21 protein-coding genes are annotated in these 17,866 nt (G+C 65.9%); 7 read left to right on the top strand and 14 right to left on the bottom strand.

Annotated elements, in window-relative coordinates:
• Positions 1–118: 118 nt before the first annotated feature.
• The 5 genes from HHL13_RS02285 to HHL13_RS02265 all read right to left on the bottom strand — a co-directional run bounded on the left by HHL13_RS02285 (position 119) and on the right by HHL13_RS02265 (position 4,135).
• Positions 119–979: a sigma-70 family RNA polymerase sigma factor gene (locus tag HHL13_RS02285; RefSeq protein ID WP_169554153.1), complete on the bottom strand. Its 861-nt coding sequence runs from the start codon at positions 977–979 to the stop codon at positions 119–121.
• Complete coding sequence (locus tag HHL13_RS02280) at positions 979–1,440, bottom strand: carboxymuconolactone decarboxylase family protein (RefSeq protein WP_169554152.1); 462 nt, start codon at positions 1,438–1,440, stop codon at positions 979–981. The genes HHL13_RS02285 and HHL13_RS02280 overlap by 1 nt, the downstream gene beginning before the upstream one ends.
• A 213-nt stretch (positions 1,441–1,653) precedes the next feature.
• Positions 1,654–1,986, bottom strand: coding sequence for a 2Fe-2S iron-sulfur cluster-binding protein (locus HHL13_RS02275; protein WP_169554151.1), 333 nt, complete (start codon positions 1,984–1,986; stop codon positions 1,654–1,656).
• A complete protein-coding gene (locus HHL13_RS02270; protein ID WP_169554150.1) occupies positions 1,983–3,062 on the bottom strand; it encodes a cysteine desulfurase family protein in 1,080 nt (359 codons plus the stop codon). Before HHL13_RS02270 ends, HHL13_RS02275 begins: the two co-directional genes overlap by 4 nt.
• A complete protein-coding gene (locus tag HHL13_RS02265; RefSeq protein WP_169554149.1) occupies positions 3,059–4,135 on the bottom strand; it encodes an aminotransferase class V-fold PLP-dependent enzyme in 1,077 nt (358 codons plus the stop codon). Before HHL13_RS02265 ends, HHL13_RS02270 begins: the two co-directional genes overlap by 4 nt.
• Positions 4,136–4,224: 89 nt before the next feature.
• On the opposite strand from HHL13_RS02265, the gene HHL13_RS02260 reads away from it, so the two are divergent.
• Genes HHL13_RS02260 through HHL13_RS02250 form a run of 3 tightly spaced genes read left to right on the top strand, consistent with a single transcriptional unit; the run spans position 4,225 to position 5,633 of the window.
• Positions 4,225–4,881 carry an alpha/beta hydrolase gene (locus HHL13_RS02260; RefSeq protein WP_169554148.1) on the top strand — a complete coding sequence of 219 codons (657 nt, stop codon included), beginning with the start codon at positions 4,225–4,227 and terminating at the stop codon, positions 4,879–4,881.
• Between the two features lie 4 nt (positions 4,882–4,885).
• Entirely contained in the window at positions 4,886–5,350 is a 465-nt protein-coding gene (locus tag HHL13_RS02255) for a GFA family protein (protein WP_169554147.1), read from the top strand.
• A gap of 31 nt (positions 5,351–5,381) precedes the next feature.
• Complete coding sequence (locus HHL13_RS02250; RefSeq protein WP_169554146.1) at positions 5,382–5,633, top strand: hypothetical protein; 252 nt, start codon at positions 5,382–5,384, stop codon at positions 5,631–5,633.
• Positions 5,634–5,643: 10 nt separating this feature from the next.
• On the opposite strand, the gene HHL13_RS02245 is transcribed toward HHL13_RS02250, so the two are convergent.
• Genes HHL13_RS02245 through HHL13_RS02230 form a run of 4 tightly spaced genes read right to left on the bottom strand, consistent with a single transcriptional unit; the run spans position 5,644 to position 7,181 of the window.
• Positions 5,644–5,859 (bottom strand): DUF2093 domain-containing protein, encoded by a 216-nt coding sequence (locus HHL13_RS02245; protein WP_169554145.1) that lies wholly within the window; start codon positions 5,857–5,859, stop codon positions 5,644–5,646.
• 1 nt (position 5,860) lies between these two features.
• Positions 5,861–6,040: a hypothetical protein gene (locus tag HHL13_RS02240; RefSeq protein ID WP_206377104.1), complete on the bottom strand. Its 180-nt coding sequence runs from the start codon at positions 6,038–6,040 to the stop codon at positions 5,861–5,863.
• Complete coding sequence (locus HHL13_RS02235; protein ID WP_169554143.1) at positions 6,037–6,201, bottom strand: hypothetical protein; 165 nt, start codon at positions 6,199–6,201, stop codon at positions 6,037–6,039. Before HHL13_RS02235 ends, HHL13_RS02240 begins: the two co-directional genes overlap by 4 nt.
• A gap of 11 nt (positions 6,202–6,212) precedes the next feature.
• Positions 6,213–7,181 carry a threonine/serine dehydratase gene (locus HHL13_RS02230; RefSeq protein ID WP_346775461.1) on the bottom strand — a complete coding sequence of 323 codons (969 nt, stop codon included), beginning with the start codon at positions 7,179–7,181 and terminating at the stop codon, positions 6,213–6,215.
• Between the two features lie 152 nt (positions 7,182–7,333).
• Here HHL13_RS02230 and HHL13_RS02225 point away from each other — a divergent pair, with 152 nt between their 5' ends.
• The 4 genes from HHL13_RS02225 (at position 7,334) to HHL13_RS02210 (ending at position 11,317) form a co-directional block, all read left to right on the top strand.
• The gene (locus HHL13_RS02225; RefSeq protein ID WP_169554142.1) at positions 7,334–8,518 is read left to right on the top strand and encodes a type III PLP-dependent enzyme; all 1,185 of its coding nucleotides are present in this window, start codon (positions 7,334–7,336) and stop codon (positions 8,516–8,518) included.
• 106 nt (positions 8,519–8,624) lie between these two features.
• Positions 8,625–9,707: a deoxyhypusine synthase gene (locus HHL13_RS02220; protein WP_169554141.1), complete on the top strand. Its 1,083-nt coding sequence runs from the start codon at positions 8,625–8,627 to the stop codon at positions 9,705–9,707.
• A gap of 118 nt (positions 9,708–9,825) precedes the next feature.
• On the top strand, positions 9,826–10,797 hold the full coding sequence (locus HHL13_RS02215; protein WP_169554140.1) for an alpha/beta hydrolase: 972 nt from the start codon (positions 9,826–9,828) through the stop codon (positions 10,795–10,797).
• A 79-nt stretch (positions 10,798–10,876) separates the two neighbouring features.
• The gene (locus tag HHL13_RS02210; protein WP_169554139.1) at positions 10,877–11,317 is read left to right on the top strand and encodes an MAPEG family protein; all 441 of its coding nucleotides are present in this window, start codon (positions 10,877–10,879) and stop codon (positions 11,315–11,317) included.
• Positions 11,318–11,323: 6 nt separating this feature from the next.
• Here the strand turns inward: HHL13_RS02210 and HHL13_RS02205 are convergent, their stop codons facing one another.
• From HHL13_RS02205 to HHL13_RS02185, 5 genes are read right to left on the bottom strand one after another with little or no spacing between them, the layout of a single operon-like run.
• On the bottom strand, positions 11,324–13,216 hold the full coding sequence (locus HHL13_RS02205) for an XrtA/PEP-CTERM system amidotransferase (RefSeq protein ID WP_169554138.1): 1,893 nt from the start codon (positions 13,214–13,216) through the stop codon (positions 11,324–11,326).
• Entirely contained in the window at positions 13,216–14,748 is a 1,533-nt protein-coding gene (gene xrtA / locus HHL13_RS02200) for an exosortase A (protein ID WP_346775460.1), read from the bottom strand. Before xrtA ends, HHL13_RS02205 begins: the two co-directional genes overlap by 1 nt.
• Positions 14,745–15,950, bottom strand: a complete 1,206-nt coding sequence (locus HHL13_RS02195; protein ID WP_169554137.1) for a TIGR03087 family PEP-CTERM/XrtA system glycosyltransferase — start codon at positions 15,948–15,950, stop codon at positions 14,745–14,747. Before HHL13_RS02195 ends, xrtA begins: the two co-directional genes overlap by 4 nt.
• Positions 15,950–17,011 (bottom strand): FemAB family XrtA/PEP-CTERM system-associated protein, encoded by a 1,062-nt coding sequence (locus HHL13_RS02190; RefSeq protein WP_169556721.1) that lies wholly within the window; start codon positions 17,009–17,011, stop codon positions 15,950–15,952. The genes HHL13_RS02195 and HHL13_RS02190 overlap by 1 nt, the downstream gene beginning before the upstream one ends.
• 8 nt (positions 17,012–17,019) lie before the next feature.
• A complete protein-coding gene (locus tag HHL13_RS02185; protein WP_169554136.1) occupies positions 17,020–17,862 on the bottom strand; it encodes an XrtA system polysaccharide deacetylase in 843 nt (280 codons plus the stop codon).
• Positions 17,863–17,866 lie beyond the last annotated feature (4 nt).

Below are 17,866 nucleotides of genomic sequence, written 5' to 3'. Positions count from 1 at the left end.
CTGGTGCTGGACGCGGGGGCGGTGCGATTGGTTCCCTTATATCGCCGCCGGTTAAGCAAAGCAGTGCTCCGGCGAAGGCCGGAGCACGATTGGATCAGACTGGCCCGCACTCGAATGCTCAGTGCAGCGCAGCCCCCTCAAGATGCGCGAGCTTGTCGGGATTGCGCACGATATAGATGCGCGTCACCCGGCCCTCCTCGATCTGCAATGCCGTGGTCTGGATCACCCCATCGGCTTCCATCGTGATAAAGCCCGGCAGCCCGTTGATCCGCCCATAGCGCAGCAGACGCGACTGCCCGCCGGTGAAGAAGCGCGCGAGGCTGGTGTGCAGCTTGATCGCATCGTCCACGCCGAAGATCGGCTTGAGGCCCGCGTGACGCCTGCCTCCGCCGTCCGAGTATATCTCGACATCGCTGGCGAGCAGCCCCCGCAGCGAGCTCATATTGCCTTCGCGCGACGCCGCGAAAAAGGCCGCCGCGATTTCCATGCCGTGCGCCCTGGGCATGTCGAAGCGCGGGCGATCGGCGCGGACATGCGCGCGGGCGCGGCTGGCAAGCTGACGGCACGCTGCGGAATCGCGCTGGATCGTCTCGGCGATCTCGTCGAACCCCAGCCCGAACACGTCGTGCAGCAGGAACGCCGCACGCTCCAGCGGCGAGAGGCGTTCGAGCGCGATCAGCAGCGGCAGGGTCACGTCCTCCACCGCATCCTCCGGCTCGACCACCGGCTCGGGCAGCCACGGGCCGACATAGGTCTCCCGCCGCGCCCGCGCCGATTTGAGCTGATCGAGGCACAGCCGGGTCACGACGCGGCGGAGGAACGCCTCGGGCACCTCCACCGCATCGCGATCGGCATCCATCCAGCGCAGGAACGCATCCTGCACCACATCCTCGGCATCCGCGACCGATCCCAGCATCCGGTATGCCACCCGGATCAGTTTCGGGCGGAGCGGATCGAAGCTCTCGGCTGCATCAGCCATCAGGCCGCCGCCTTCCGCACGCCGAAGCTCTGCGTCATGCGCAGGCCCGCGCCGAAACGGTTCCAGGCATTGATCAGCGCGATGGTCATGGTCAGCTTCACGATCTCGTCCTCGCTGAAATGCGCATGGACTTCGTCATAGACATGGCGCGGCGCGCGGCTTTCGGGAAGCAGGGTCAGCGCATCGGTCCAGGCGAGTGCGGCGCGTTCGCGGTCGGTATAGATCGGGGCTTCCTCCCACGCGCCGGTCAGCAGGATACGGTCCTCGCTCTCGCCATCCTTGCGCGCCTCGGCGGCGTGCATGTGCAGGCAATTGGCGCAGCCGTTGAGCTGCGACGCGCGGATCTTGACCAGATGGGCAAGGTGCGGATCGATCAGATTGGGGCTGATGCCCATGCTGAAATCGATGAATGCCTTCATCGTGGCGGGATCGGCGGCGAAGGGGTTCAGGCGGGTGTCCATGTCATGTCCTTTCGGTTGGGTTCCGAAAGCATGACGAGATGGCGGCGCGGGTTGTGACATGGCCCGCGAAATATTCTGGCCCCTTGCAAGATTTGGGGCGCCAGGATCGTACTCCGGCGAAGGCCGGAGCGTTGGCCGCCACCCATTCCCCTTCCAAAGCTCCGGCCTTCGCCGGAGCATGGCGACTGTGGAATGGCAAAGCGCCTGTTACGTTCAGCGCCCCTGCATATCGCGATGTTCGGAGGGAATGCGGACGGTGATCCCGTCGAGTTCGGGGGTTAGCACGATCTGGCAGGCGAGCCGGCTGGTCCGCGTCGCGCCGAAGGCCAGGTCCAGCATATCCTCTTCCTCTTCCACCGCTGGCGGCAGCCGGTCGAAATCCGCGGCATCGACGATCACGTGACAGGTCGAACAGGCCATCTGGCCTTCGCACGTTCCTTCCAGCGGCTGGCCATCGGCCTGAGCGATCTCGAGCAGACCCGAACCCTCGGGCGCGGAGACTTCGCGCGTGTCGCCATCGGTGCCAATGAAACGGACGCGGATCATGCGGCGACGTTCTGGCTGCGCGCGGCAGCATCGATTCGGGTGAGCGCGGTCATCAATTCCTCTTCGGTCGTATAGCGGCCGAAGCCAAGCCGGATGCTGGAACGTGCCTCCGCGTCGGACAAGCCGATCGCGCGCAGCACATGGCTGGGGCGGCCCGATCCGCTGGCGCAGGCCGATCCGGCGGAAAAGGCGATGTCGCGCAATTCGGACATCAGCCGCGCAACGTCGAGGCCCTGGCGGCGAAGGTTGAGATTGCCGTGATAGCGATGGTCCGGCGAACCGTTGAGGACCCATTCCTCGCCCAGATGCGCGCGCGCCGCCCGGAACAATTGCTCGGCATGCGCATGATCCGCGCCGAAACGCTCCTTCGCGATACGCGCCGCGACGCCGAACCCGGCGCACAGCGCGGGCGAAAGCGTACCCGATCGGCCGCCGGGCTCCTGTCCGCCGCCATGCATCAGCGGGGTCAGCGTCACGCCGTCGCGGATCCATAGCGCGCCGATCCCCTTGGGGCCGTGGATCTTGTGCGCGGAGAGGGCGACCAGGTCGCATTCATCGGGAATAAGAACCCGGCCATAGCCCTGCACCGCATCGCACAGGAACAGCGCCCCTACCTGATGCGCCATCGCGGCCAGCTCGGCGACCGGCTGGATCACGCCGATCTCGTTATTGACCAGCATCGCGGAGACGAGCGCGGTGCCCGGGCGGATCGCGGCGCGGGCGAGGTCCAGATCGACGCGCCCGTCAGGGCCGACCGCCAGCACCTCCACATCGCGCGTCGCGGCGGTATCGAGCACCGCGGCATGTTCGGTGGCCAGCGTCACCACCCTCCCCGGCCCGACACCCTTGATCGCCCAGTTGAGCGCCTCGGTAGCCCCGCTGGTGAAATTCACTTCGCCATTCTCAGACAGCAACCCGGCCACCTGATCGCGCGCCACCGCCACAGCCGCGCGAGCGCTGCGTCCCGGCGCATGCGCGGAGTGCGGATTGGCGAAATTGCTCTCCAGCCACGGCCGCATCGCGGCGAATGCTTCGGGGGCGATCGGAGTCGTCGCCTGATAATCGAGATAGATCATGCCCGGGCGGATGCCTCCGCCGCGATCTTCACCCAGGCGTCGGTAAAGGCGTCGATCTCGGCCGGTGTCGTGCTCCAGCCGATGCTCATGCGGATCGTGCGCTTGGCGACATCCTCGGGAATGCCGAACGCCGCCAGCACGCGGCTGGGCTTCAGCGTACCCGAGGCGCAGGCGCTGCCCGCCGATACCGAGAAGCCGACCATGTCGAACCGCATCACCTGAATCCGCGCATCCATTCCCGGCATCGCGATGGGGAAGATAAAGCCGCTGAACTCGCCATAGCCACCGACGAAGCGCCCGCCCGCATCGCCGATCGCGTCGCGCATCCGGCGCAGCGCGGCGAGCATATCCTCGTCCACCCATTGGCGGCACGCTTCCAGCGCCGCGGCAAAACCGAGGATGGCAGGCAGGTTCTCGGTCCCGCCGCGATAGCCGAATTCCTGCCCGCCCGTCGGCTCCAGCGTCGCGATGTCATGCACCAGCAGCGCGCCCACGCCCGGCGGCCCGCCGAACTTGTGCGCGGAAATCACCACCATATCGGCGGTCGGTAGCGGATATTTGCCGGTCGATTGCGCGCAATCCGCGATCACCATCCCGCCCGCGCCGCGCACCATATGCGTGATGTCGCCAATCAGGTTCTTGCGCCCCGTCTCCGGGTTCACATGCTGCACCGCGACCACCGGCCGGTCGCCCTTGGCCAGTCGCGCTTCCAGCCACGCCTTGTCGAACTCGCCTTCGCGATCGACCGGCATTACTTCGGCGCCCGGCGCGGCGCGCAGCACCGCGTCATGCTCGACCGACGAGACGATCCGCGGCCCGCCCTTGGCCCGGCCCAGCGCCAGCATCAGCGCTTCGCTCGCCCCGCTGGTGAAGATCAGATGCCCGCCCCAGTTCAGCTTCTGCCCGACGCGGCGGCGCGCATCCTCGATCTGGCGGCGCGCGTTGCGGCCGTCTGCGTGCGGGCTGCTCGGATTGGCCCAATGCAGCATCCCCTCGACCATCGCTTCGCGCGCTTCCGGGCGCATCGGCGAAGTCGCGGCGTGATCGAGATAGATGCGTTCGGCCAAGTTCATCGTTCCAATTGCGCAAAAACGCGCTGTGCCTATATAGCGCGCAACTTCACGCGCTCCACCGGCGCCCATAGATATTCAGCAGGTCATCGATGCCAGAAGTCATTTTCCCCGGTCCCGAAGGCCGCCTCGAAGGCCGTTTCGCCCCTGCGCCCAAGCCGCGCGCGCCCGTGGCGATGATCCTCCACCCGCATCCGAACGCGGGCGGCACGATGAACAACCGCATCGTCCAGGAGATGTACAAGACCTTCCAGCGTCGCGGTTTCGCAACGTTGCGCTTCAATTTCCGTGGCGTGGGCAAGAGCCAGGGCACGTTCGACAATGGCATCGGCGAACTCTCCGACGCCGCCTCGGCGCTCGACTGGGTGCAGAGCTTCCACCCGGAAGCATCGACCACCTGGGTCGCCGGCTTCGGCTTCGGCGCGTGGATCGGCATGCAGCTGCTGATGCGCCGCCCGGAAATCCGCGGCTTCATCTCGGTCGCGCCGCCGGCGAACATGTTCGACTTCACCTTCCTCGCCCCGTGCCCGGCCTCCGGCATCATCGTGCAGGGCGAGAATGACGAAGTCGTCACGCCGGGCGCGGTGCAGAAGCTCGTCGACAAGCTGCGCACCCAGCGTCACATCACGATTCACCACGACACCATCCCCGGCGCGAACCATTTCTTCGAGCATGAAATGGACCAACTGATGGGCAGCGTGGACAACTATCTCGACATGCGCCTCGACCCCAACTCGCCGATCCGGTGATCGCATGAAGCATATCGACGTCACGGTGACGGGCGGCTGCCAGTGCGGCGCGGTCCGGTACCGGGCGTCGGCGATGCTCGACAATTCGCACCTCTGCCATTGCCGCATGTGCCAGAAGGCGAGCGGCAATCTGTTCGCCGCCCTCGTCGCCGCGCCCAACGAGGCGCTGGCCTGGACGCGCGGCGAGCCCGCCACCTTCCGCAGCTCGGAACATGTCGATCGCGGCTTCTGCGCCGCCTGCGGCACCCCGCTTTTCTATCGCGGCAACAGCGGCCGCACCAATCTGATGATCGGTACGCTCGATGATCCCGCCGCCTTCGAGCCGAAGGTCCAGATGGGCAGCGAAGCGCGGATGCCGTGGTTCGCTGACCTTGGCGCGCTGCCCGATGAAGGCGAGACCGGCGCGGACGACCCCGACTGGGCCGAAGCGATCCGGGCGACCAGCCGCCAGCATCCCGACCATGATTGAGCGCCCGCGCACGATCGGCTAGGCTCCGCCCATGACCGATACGAGCAACGCCTGGTTCCGCTATGAACCCAATGCCTCGCTGCTAAGCGCCCGCCCGCTGAACGGCGCCGCATGGGGCGTGACCGCGGCGCTGATCCTGGTGCCGATCCTCGCCATCTGGATCGCCGGCGCGCTTACGCCCGGGCAGGGCGCGGGCTGGCCGCTGATCGTGGCGATCGTCTTCTTCGGCGCGGCCTATTTCGCGGCGCTCCAGATCCTGAAGACGAAGAGCCGCCCGCGCTGAAACTGCCGGGTTAACGCTTCAGATTCTTCGCGCCACCCGCGAGCGCCGCGGCGGTCGCTTCGTCGGCGCCGCGATAGGCTTCCTGAAACTCAATGCTCCAATATTTCAGGTCCTCAAGCGCGATCCGCTCCCCACTGACCGCGCACAGCACATAGGCACCGCGCTGGAGCACATCGAAATCCGCGGCTTCGTACCGCAACACCGCTTGTCCCGCCGAACCGAACATCTCAGACCGTCCAGATCGCGACATTGCCGAGCAGCACGACCGCGCAGATCCACATCAGCACGCCCTTGCGCTTGTCGTTGCGGCGGAAATACATCTGCCACCCGCCCCAGGCGAGAAACAGCGCCGCCAGCACCAGAATGCTAAGCGTCAGCGATGCAGCGGTGCCAATCTGCGGGCTCACAGCGCCCACCGCACCAGCAGCACGACGCCCAAGATGATCGCCGCGAACAGCGCCATCCACTTCACGTCGCGGCGATAGATCACCCGCAACATGCCATAGACGCCGTGCGTGAGCAGCCATGCCGCGCCACTGAGCAGATTCGCCAGGAAATTACCGGCCACTTGGGTCACCTTCAGTCCTTCGTCGCGAGCACCCGGGCATAGGCTTCGGGATCCGCATTGCCGCCGGAGAGGATCACGAGCGTCCCCGGCCTGATCTCAACCTTTCGCGCCAGCAGCGCCGCCAGCGCCACCGCGCCGCCCGGCTCCACCACCAGCCTGAGTGTCCGCGCCGCCCAGCGCTGGGCCTCGCGCACCTCATATTCGCTCACCGCCACGCCCTTCGCATCGCGCCGCGACAGCACGTCGAAGGTCAGCGGCGACACCTGCTTCGTCTGGAGCGCATCGCAGGCCGTAAGCGGCGGATTGTCGCCCACGGGCTCGATCCAGCCCGCTTCCAGGCTGCGGCGCATATCGTCCCACCCTTCGGGTTCTACAAGGACCATGTCCGCTTCGGGCAGCGCCAGCGCGACTCCCGCGGCCAGCCCGCCGCCACCGCATGGCACGATCACATGATCCGGATCGGGCAGCTTCGCTTCGACCATCTGGGTCATCGCCTCGATACCCAGGCTCCCCTGACCCTCGATGATCCACGCATCGTCGAAACTCGGCACCAGAGTGGCGCCGCGGGCATGGGCGAGATGCGCGGCGATCTTCTCGCGATTCTCGGTCGCGCGATCGTAGCGGACGATTTCCGCGCCCATCGCCATCGTCGCTTCCAGCTTCACTTTGGGCGCATCGGCCGGCATCACGATCACCGCGGGAATGCCCAGCCGCTTCGCTGCCCAGGCCACGCCCTGCGCATGATTGCCCGATGAAAAGGCGACGACGCCTTTGTCGCGAGTCGCGGGGTCCAAAGCCGTCAGCCGATGCCATGCGCCGCGTATCTTGAACGCCCCGACCGGTTGCAGCGTCTCGGCCTTGAACGAAACCTGCTGCCCGTGAATTTCCGCTGTAAGAAGAGGCGTTTGCGGCAGAATGGCTGCGATCTTTGCGGCTGCGTCCCGCACCCCTGCCCGCGTCGGTTGTCGTACAATCGTCACAGTTCGCCCCCGGCGGAAAAATACGGATCAAGAATCACTTTACACGCGGACTCGCCGACCCTAAATGCCCGCTTCCCGCTGCCCCATGGGACTTCCAACCGCAAGGCAGCTTTGTTCAACGACAGCCGTAAGGCACTTGGAGGTCCCTTGAATTGCACAAGCACCATAGCGCGCTGGGGCTAGCGACTGCCCTCCGACCGGTCCAGCCGGTCACGCTCATTCGTCCGCACGCCGCATCGCGTGCCGCCCGCTTCTTCGCCGAGAAGTTTCCGGGTCGGTCGATGTATGCCGTGAAGGCGAATCCTTCCCCGGAACTGATCCAGATCCTGTGGGAAAGCGGCATCACGCATTACGACGTTGCTTCCATCGCGGAAGTGCGCCTCGTTGCGCGTACCCTGCCGGAAGCCACGCTTTGCTTCATGCATCCGGTGAAGGCCGAGGAGGCCATCTCCGAAGCCTATTTCACGCACGGCGTCCGCACCTTCAGCCTCGACAGCATGGAAGAGCTGGAGAAGATCGTCCGCGCCACGAATGGCGCCGAGGATCTGACCCTGTGCGTCCGCATCCGCGTGTCGTCGGACCTGTCCAAGCTGAGCCTCGCTTCGAAGTTCGGCGCGATGCCGGGCGAGACCAAGGATCTGCTGATCGCCACCCGTCAGGTCGCCGATGCACTGGGCATCTGCTTCCATGTCGGTTCGCAGGCGATGTCGCCCGACGCCTATGCCCAGGCGATGGAGCGCGTTCGCGCCGCCATCGTCGAAGCCGGCGTCACCGTCGACGTCGTGGACGTGGGCGGCGGCTTCCCGTCGACCTATCCCGGCATGGAGCCCCCGCCGCTCGAACTCTATTTCGAGACGATCCACCGCGCGTTCGAGAGCCTGCCCGTCAGCTACTCGTCCGAACTGTGGTGCGAGCCGGGCCGCGCACTGTGCGCCGAATACAGCTCGCTGATCGTGCGCGTCGAAAAGCGCCGCGGCGACGAGCTGTACATCAACGACGGTGCCTATGGCGCGCTGTTCGATGCAGCGCATATCGGCTGGCGTTTCCCGGTGCAGCTTCTGCGCGAGCCGGATTCGAACGCCCGCGACATGGAGTTCAGCTTCTACGGCCCGACCTGCGACGATCTGGATCACATGACCGGTCCGTTCCTGCTGCCCGCAGACACGCAGGCCGGCGACTATATCGAGATTGGGATGCTCGGTGCCTATGGCTCGGCCATGCGCACTGCGTTCAACGGCTTCGGATCGGACGAGACCGTGGTGATGGAAGACGAGCCGATGGCTTCGCTCTACACGCCGGCGGAACGTGCGCTCCACTCGAACGTCGTAAAGCTGTAACGACCAGGTTCTAGCGAAATTGGGAAGGCGGGTGCCCCGGCATCCGCCTCCCTACGGGTTTCCGCGTCCCCTAATGACGGCGGCATGAAGAAGATGGGAGCAACCCATGACCGAGACGACCCTCAACAAGCAGGCGACTGCGAACGCGCCGATCAACGACACCCGCAAGGCGGAGCTGCTGTCGAAGCAGGTCAAGCATATCGACATCACGTCGTTCGACGCACGTCCGATCGTGGACGCGATGGCGGACATGAGCTTCACCAGCCGCGACCTCGGCCGCGCGACCAAGATCTATAACGAGATGCTGGCGGACAAGGATTGCACCGTCTGTCTCGTGATCGCGGGTTCGACTTCGGCCGGCGGCTGCATGGACCTCTATGCCGAGCTGATCCGCAACAACATGGTCGATCTCGTCGTCGCCACCGGCGCGACCATCGTCGACATGGATTTCTTCGAGGGCCTTGGCCACAAGCATTATCAGGCGCTCGAAATCCCCGACGACGACACGCTGCGCTCGCTCTATATCGACCGCATCTACGACACGTACATCGACGAGGAAGCGCTCCAGAACGTCGATCATACGATCTTCGAGATCGCCGAGACGCTGGAAGCCAAGCCCTATTCGTCGCGCGCCTTCATCCGCGAGATGGGCAAGTATCTCGTCGAACACGGCAAGAAGGACAACAGCCTCGTCAAGCTCGCTTACGAGCATGACGTGCCGATCTTCTGCCCGGCATTCGTCGACAGCTCGGCGGGCTTCGGCCTCGTCAAGCATCAGGTCGATCGCGCCAAGGCCGGTCAGCCCTATATGGTGCTCGACGCCATCGCCGACTTCCGCGAGCTCACCGAAATCAAGATCAAGGCCGGCACCACCGGCCTGCTGATGATCGGCGGCGGCGTGCCGAAGAACTTCATTCAGGACACCGTCGTCTGCGCCGAAATCCTCGGCCACGAGGATGTCGAGGTGCACAAGTACGCCGTGCAGATCACCGTCGCCGACGTGCGCGACGGCGCCTGCTCGTCCTCGACGCTGCAGGAAGCGGCATCGTGGGGCAAGGTGAACACCGGCATCGAACAGATGGTCTTCGCCGAAGCCGGTTCGGTGATGCCGCTGCTGGCCAGCGACGCCTATCACCGCGGCCACTGGAAGAATCGCGCCAAGCGCGGCTGGGCGAAGCTGTTCGCCTGATCCTTTCGGCGCAAGCCAATCAGGGGCGGTCGTGGCGCAAGCTGCGGCCGCCCTTTTTCTTTGCGAGTGGATTTCACGGCGCCGGATCGTCAGAAAGCAGGGCTGAAGGAGCGGAATGATGATCGACAGACGAACCGTGCTGGGCGCCGCCGCCGGGCTGACCCTAGCCTCCGCAGCTGATGCGCAGCAGGCTGCGGCGCTGCCCGATATTCTGTGGCCGCCTGCCGAACATTTCGCGCTCTGGCCCGATACGCCGCCGGGCGCACCTTCGCCGCTTCCTAAGCCGGTGCGCGAACGCAACGGCTATCAGGGTGCAGAACTGTGGCTGCGCGGAATCGATCGGCCCATCGTCGGCGTCTTTCGTCCCAAGACGCCGGACGGGCGCGCTGTGCTGGTGATTCCGGGCGGCGGATATGGCTTCGTGTCGGTCAGCAACGAGGGGATCGACGTCGCGGGCGAACTGACCCCGCACGGCATCACCGTGTTCGTTCTGGCCTATCGCCTGCCGGGCGATGGCTGGGCCAATCGCGCCGATGTGCCGCTGGCGGATGCCCAGCGCGCGATGCGGCTGATCCGCGCAGGCGCGGCCCGGTTCGGCATCGATCCGGCGAAGCTGGGGCTGCTCGGCTTCTCGGCGGGCGGTCACCTCGGCGCCACCCTCATGACCCGGCATGGCGATCGGGTTTACGCGCCTGTAGATGCCGCCGATGCCCTGCCGGCGCGGCCGGCTTTTGCAGGTCTCGTCTATCCGGTCGTCACCCTCGCCGATCCCGGCCTCAACAGCCTGTCGAGCACGCGCCTCCTGGGCGGAACCAGCGACGCCACGCTGATGGCGCGCTATTCCCCGGTGCGCGGAATCGACGCTTCGACGCCCCCGGTCTTTCTGCTCCATGCGATCGACGACCGTACCGTGCCCGTGCGCCATAGCCTCGACACGCTCGAAGCCTGCCTCGCCGCCCAGGTGCCGGTCGAGGCGCATATCCTGGAAAAGGGCGGGCATGGCTTTGGTGGCGCGCATCTGCCCCCGGGCGCTTCGGGCCGTCCCTGGCCCGAACTGTTCGCGCGCTGGACCGCCAGCCGGTTCGGCTGAATTCCGCTCCGGCGCGAGACCCGTTGCGCTAGCGAACTGATTGCTGCAGCCTCCCGCAACTTCAGGGGGAGGAAACATCATGCATTCACCTATTCTCGTGCCCGTCGTTGCGCTGATCGCGTGGACGCTGATCATGCTCGTCTGGCTGGTCGCGGTGCGGATGCCTGCGATGAAAGCGGTCGGAATCGACGTGAAGAAGGTCGTCGGCGGGAAACCGGGCGCGCTGGACGGGGTGGTGCCGGACAAGGCGCAATGGCCCGCGCATAACTACATTCATCTCGTCGAACAGCCGACCCTGTTCTACGCCATCTGCGCGGTACTCGCGCTGTTGCAGGCAGGGGGCGGATCGAATGTCTGGCTGGCCTGGGCCTATGTCGGGCTGCGGATCGTGCACAGCCTCATCCAGGCGACGATCAACCGCGTCTATTTCCGCTTCATTCTGTTCGCATTGTCGACGCTGGTGCTGATCGCGCTGGTGGCTCAGGCCGTGCGGGCGATGATCCTGACCGGCGCGATTTAAAGAGATTCAGCCGAACAACCGAGTCAGGCTGCGTTCGAGCATCAGCAGCTGCCACAGGGTCCGGCCATGCTCCGCGCGGCCGGACCGGTGGTCGGCGGCCAGCGCCTGGATCGTCGCGGCGTCGAACCAGCCGGTATCGGCGAGCACCTTCGACCTTGCGAGCGCCGCCGCTTCGTCGGCCAGTGCGGTACGGAACCAGGCGCTGATCGGCGTCACGAAGCCCATTTTGGGCCGGTAGAGAATGTCGCGCGGCAGCCAAGGCTCCAGCGCCTTCTTCATCAGCCACTTGCCCTGCCCCGAGCGGATTCGCATCGACGGCGGCAGCGTCGCGGCGAACTCGACCAGCCGGTAATCGAGCAACGGCTCGCGCGCCTCCAGGCTCACCGCCATGCTGGTGCGGTCCACCTTGGTCAGGATGTCGCCGGGCAGATAATGTTTGATGTCGGCATATTGCGCGCGGTCCAGCCCGTCGCGGGCGGGCGCCAGCCGCATCGTATCGGTATAGCGCTGCTCGGCATTGTGCCCGGCCAGCGCCTTGAGCGCCTTGCGGGTGTAGAGCCGGTGGCGGAGTTCGGGGCCGGTGACGCCCACGGCCTTGGGATAGGCATATTCGCCCCCCTCGGCCAGCGCGAGCAGGGTCGTCTTGGCGCGGAACGGACGCGGCGCCCAATCGGCTTTCGGAAAGTATTTGCCAAGCGTGCCGAACACGCCCGAACGTAATCCGCCCGGCAACAGCCCGCGCATCCGCTCCTCGGCGGCAAAGAATTTGTACCGGCGATAGCCCGCGAACGCTTCGTCCGCGCCGTCACCGGAGAGCGCCACGGTGACATTCTCGCGTGCCAGCTCGCACACTCGATAGGTCGGCAGTGCGGAGGCATCGGCAAAGGGTTCGTCGAACGCATCGACCAGCGTATCGATCAGCGCGAAATCGTCCGCCGCGACCTTGCGCGCGCGATGTTCGGTGGCGAAGCGGTCGGCGATCAGCTGCGCGTGCGAGGTCTCGTCATGATCGGCGACGTCGAACCCGATGGTGCAGGTCTTCACCGCGCTGCGGCTCGCCTCGGCCATCATCGCGACCACCGCCGAACTGTCGACGCCGCCCGAAAGGAAAGCGCCGAGCGGCACGTCGGAGATCATCCGCGACGTGACAGCCGCGCGGAGATGCTCGACCAGTTCGGCCTGCAAATCCTTGGGCTTTCCCGTCGCGCGCTGCGAGAAATCGATATCCCACCACTGCACCGGCTGCGGCACGGGCTTGCCGCGCTCGATCAGCATGAAATGCCCGGCGGGGAGCTTCTTCACCCCCGCGACGATCGAGGCATCGTCGGGCACATAGCCGAGGCCGAGATAGTCCTCGACCGCGCGGAAATCGGGCACGCGGCGGAACGAGGGATGCGCGAGGATGCCCTTCAGCTCCGAAGCGAACGCCACCGCCCCGTCCGAAAGCTGGGCATAGTGAAGCGGCTTCACGCCGAACCGGTCGCGAGCGAGGAACAGGCTCTTCGACTTTGCATCGTACAGCGCGAAGGCGAACATGCCGTTGAGCCGCGCCAGCATATCGGGGCCCCAGGCGCGCCAGCCGTGAAGCAGCACTTCGGTGTCGCTATGCGTCAGGAACTGCGCGCCCAGCCGCTCCAGCTCGGCGCGGACCTCCTGAAAATTGTAGATCTCGCCATTGTACGTGACTGCGATCTGCTGGTCCGGCGTCAGCATCGGCTGCGCCCCCCCGCCAAGATCGATGATCGACAGGCGGCGATGGCCAAGGCCCACGCCAGGCGCGGTCCACACGCCCGACCCGTCCGGCCCGCGATGCGCCTGCGCGTCGCTCATCTGCGCGACGCGGGCGGGGTCAACCGGCTTGGCAATATTGGGGTAATAGAGCCCCGCGATCCCGCACATCAGCGCGTGCCGGACATGCGGTCCGCAAGCGCGTCGACAGGCCCCGCCGCGCGCAGGAAGTCGCCGATCGCATCGCGCGAGTCATGGCCCGCGCCACGCTCGGCAGAGATCAGCACCGCGACGCCGCGCTGCGGTCCGCCGAAGAGTTTGACGAAAAGGGTCTCGAGCTTCACGCGGTTGGGGCTCCCGGTCACGATGTTGCCGACGCGGTACCATGTGACGACCTCGCGCTCCACCCGTCCGGGGCCGGTCATGCGAAGAGCCGTGCCGCCTTCGAGATCGGCCAGATCCTCGATGCGCACCCAGCGGTCGTTCTGCCGGATCGCGCCGATGCCGAAACCCACCAGTTCCTTGCCATCTTCCTGATGATCGAAGACCGCGACGGCGAGATCGACTGCCCTGCCCTGCCGGTCGACATAGCGGCCCATCAGCATGTGGTCCGCGCCGGGATAATTGGGCGACCACGGCGCCGAACCGCTCAGCGGTGCGCGTTCCCAGCCCACCACATTGGGCAGATCGACATTGGCGGGCGACGGCGTTGCGCTGGCGGCGATCGCGCTCGACCAGCCGAGAAACAGCGCGGCGGCGGTCAGCACCAACAGCGATGCAACCGGCACACCGACGCGCTTCGTGGGCGGGGCCTGAAGCGTCGCGGGATCGAACCAGCGCGCGTCGGGATCGCGGTCGAACCATTTCCAGCCGATCGCCAGCACGATCGCCATCACCAGCCCGAAGAACACCCAGCCATAGACGATATGGTCGTATCCCGTCGCGGCCTCGACCGAGGTCCACCAGGCGGCATAGACGGTGCCGAACGCACGGAAGCCATTGGCGATCACCGGTACGACGAGCGCCATCGCCAGAAACGCAATCCGCCGACGCCACGACACGTAGCAGACGTTCGCGACCAGCACGCCATAAGCGATCATCGCGATCAGGAACTTCGCGCCCGAACACGCCTCGGCCACTTCGAAATAGCCATTGGGCGTGGTGATGAGGACGCCGTCCACCGTCGCCGGCACGCCGAACAGATGCAGCAGCGGCATCATCATCGCGACCGTCAGGTCCTGAAGCGGCCCCTCGAAGAAATCACCGAACGGCACGAGGAACGCCATATAGGCCAGCGGGAACAACAGCGCCCGGCTGACATTGGGCCCGAGCACGGTCACCACCGCGCCCTGCATCATCAGTACGAGACCGGCATGGCGGAACAGAGCAACGCCCGCGGCATCGCCCAGCAGCCAGCCGAACCCACCTGCTGCGACCAGCGCGAGACCCGGCCACCAGCCCTGCGGCGTGACCTGCGACAGCTCGTTTCGGCGCTGCCACACCAGCCAGCCGACAACCGGCGCGATGAACAGGCAATGCCCGTAGGTGGTGTTGGTCCAGTAGATCTCGGCCAGATCCCGCGCATCGTGGCGGAACAACAGGATCAGCGCGGCCCAGACACCCGCGAGCATCACCGCATGACGCTGCCACCGCGCATCGAACGAAACGCCCGAAGGCGCGCGCGATGCGGCGATCGCGGTCACGCCGCGGTCCTCCGTCCGCTCGGCTTGATGCCGAGGATCGCGTCGAGACCAGAAAGCCGCGCCTCCCAGCTATAGCGTTCCTGCACCTGACGGCGCGCGGCGGCGCCGAGTTCGGCGGCCTTTTTCGGATCGGACAGCAACTGGCTGACCGCCGTGGCGATCTCCCCCACGGTCGATCCGACGCGGATCGTGTCGCCATGCTCGATGCCCTGCGCAGCGGCAGCCGAAGCCACCACCGGCCGCGCCATCGCCATGCCTTCCAGCACCTTGTTCTGGATACCGCGCGCCAGCTTCAGCGGCGCCACGACTACCGCCGCCGCCGCCAGCCAGCCGCGCACATCGGCGACTTCGCCGGTTACGGTGACGCCGGGATGCTTGGCCAGCGCCTTGACCGCTTCGGTCGGGTTGCGACCGACGATCACGAAACGGGCATCGGGATGATCGACACGGATATGCGGCAGGATCGTCTCGACGAACCAGGTCACGCCTTCGATGTTCGGACGATAGTCCATCTGCCCGGTGAACACGATCGGGCGGCCCATCGTGTCGATCCGCTTGAAGCTGGCCGAGGGGTCATATTGTTCGGTATCGATGCCGTTCTCGATCACCATCACCCGCTCGGCACCGGTGCGTTCGCGGAAGAGTTCGGCTTCGGCTTCGCTGACGAAGATATTGGCGTCGGCATGCTTCGCCGTCGCCTTTTCGTGCGCCAGCAACAGGCGCGCCTCGCGGCCGAGCATCCAGCCCATCGGACCCTTGCTGGTCTGCGAATAGGCCGCGAACTTCGCCGAATCCATGTCGACGAAGTCCATGATCACCTTCTGCCGCAGCCGCGCCGGCACATATTGCGCCATCTGGCTGGAGAAGACGTAGATCGTGTCGATCGCGTGCCGCTGAAGGATATTCTCGACCGAGGCGCGAAGCTGCTGATTGTCGAACGCCGTCAACGACACCGGACGATGCGACAGCAACGCCTGGATCGCGGCCATCGTCTGCGACTTGGCGCGCCAGATGATCGAACGATTGCCGGTATAGCGGGCAAGGCCGCCCTTGCGCTTCAGATCCTTGGGATCGTCGGCGAAGGCGATCAGGTGGACGCGCTTCTTCGTCGAGAGATATTTCAGGATGTGGAAGCCGCGGATCTTGTCCCCCCGGTCGGGTGGGTACGGGATGCGATGCGCGAGGAACAGGATATCGCCCATCAGCCAAGGCCCTTCGCGATGAAGGGGCCAACGGTATTGGCGGCCCAGAGCGGCAGCTTCTTCCACACCGCGATCTGCAACCGGTATTTCGGGTTGAGCGGGCTGGCGTCGCGCGGCTTCTCGCCGTCGGCGGTGCGCTCGTAATAGGTCAACGGCTGCGGCTCGAAGCCCCAGGTCTTCTTGTATGCCGCAGGTCCCGTGCCGGTCTTGGAACGGCCGAAGTCGAAGCGGGTGCAGCCCCGCGTGCGGGCATGGCGCATCAGCTCGAAATACATCCGGTCGTTGGCGCGCAGCGCGCGCGCGGCGGCGGTGCCTCCTCCCCAATAGGGATAGACCGTGCCTTTCCAGTAGAGGCTAAGTACGCTCGACACTGCAACTCCGCGATGCCGCACGATAAGGATGTCGGCGGATTTGCCAAACTCCCGCAGCACCTCGGAGAAAAGTTTCTTCGGGAATACGGGCGTACCCAGATTGCGGACCATCTCGGCATAGACCGCATAATGGACGTCCGCGTCCTCCACGTGACAGCCCGTGCTCACATCGAGATCGAAGGAAAGCGACTTGCGCACCTCGGCGCGCTGCTTGCGCGGGATGGCGAGCAGTTCGGCTTCGTCGTCGGCCGCCAGCGGGCGGACGAAGCCCAGATAACGCCCCGTATCGACATGCCAGTCCGGACCGGGCAGCGGCCCGCCGCGAACTTCCATCGTCGGGCAGTTCAGTTCGCCGGCCAGCGCCCAGGCGCGCTCGGCAAGCACCGACGCGGCGTGAGCGCTATCCGCCAGGATACCGCCACCGACGCCGAAGCCGGCGGAAACCAGCGCCTTGCCGAACAGGGGCGAGCTGCATTCGGTCAACGGCATCACGCCGGTGATCTCGCCATTGCCCTTCTCGGCGACGAGGTAGTGGCTCTTCTGCCCGCACCCCTTTTCCACCGCCACGCTCCATGCGGGCAGGTGGAACGGCGTGCCGTCCTTATGATCGTGGACATAGGCACCGATGCGCGCACGCTCGATGGGATCGCTCAGATCGGCGACATGAAGGCCCAGCGGGCGCACGAACATGGGAGCATTCACTGGAGCCGCTCCGCTTCGCGTGCAACGATATGATCCATCCGGCCCCATTCATGCCCCGCGATCAGCGTCTCCAGCTTGCCCGACATCGCACCGAGCCGGGCATAATGGCGCAGCTTCGAACGGAGCGGCGCATTGGCGACGCGCGGCTGGGCGGGATCGATTTCCCACGGGTGGAAGTAGAAGATCGCCGGACGCGCCTCGCGGTTAGCGGCGCTGACGGCAGTGCTGGTGATCGATCCGGGCAGCAGGCGGAAGAAACCGCCGCCGGTCGTCACTTCCTTGCCCGCGACGCGCGCGATGGTGATCGGCACTTCGATCAGACCGGCGTCGCTCACCGGGCGATATGCGCCGCGCGGGGCATCGGCCCAGCCATAATGGTCGTGCCGGATCGGGGCTACGCTGGAGGAATAAAGATAGCCTTCCTCGGCCAGCACCTGATGCGCCCAGGGCGTTCGGGTGTCGATCGAGAAGCTGGGCGCGCGATAGCCGGTCACCTTGGCGCCGCTGGCGTCCTCGATCGCGGCGCGGGCGCGGGCCAGATCGGCGCGGAACTGCTCCGGACCCATCGTGAAGACGCGCTGATGATCCCAGCCGTGGCTGGCGATCTCATGCCCGTTCTCGACGATGCGGCGCATCAGTGCGGGATAGCGCTCCGCCACCCAACCGAGCGTGAAGAAGGTCGCCTTGACGTTGCCCGCGTCGAACAGCGCCAGCACTTTGTCGGTATTGGCTTCCACCCGGTGTTCGAGCGAATCCCAGTCCCGCCGGTCGATCACCTTTTCAAAGGCGCCGACCTGGAACCAGTCTTCGACATCGACCGAGAGGGCGTTGACCACCATGAGG

Origin of the sequence: Sphingomonas sp. G-3-2-10, assembly GCF_012927115.1 — a bacterium.
Classification (GTDB): domain Bacteria; phylum Pseudomonadota; class Alphaproteobacteria; order Sphingomonadales; family Sphingomonadaceae; genus Sphingomonas.
Note: the sequence above shows the minus strand (reverse complement) of the source record. Positions and strands in the feature narration are given on the sequence as shown.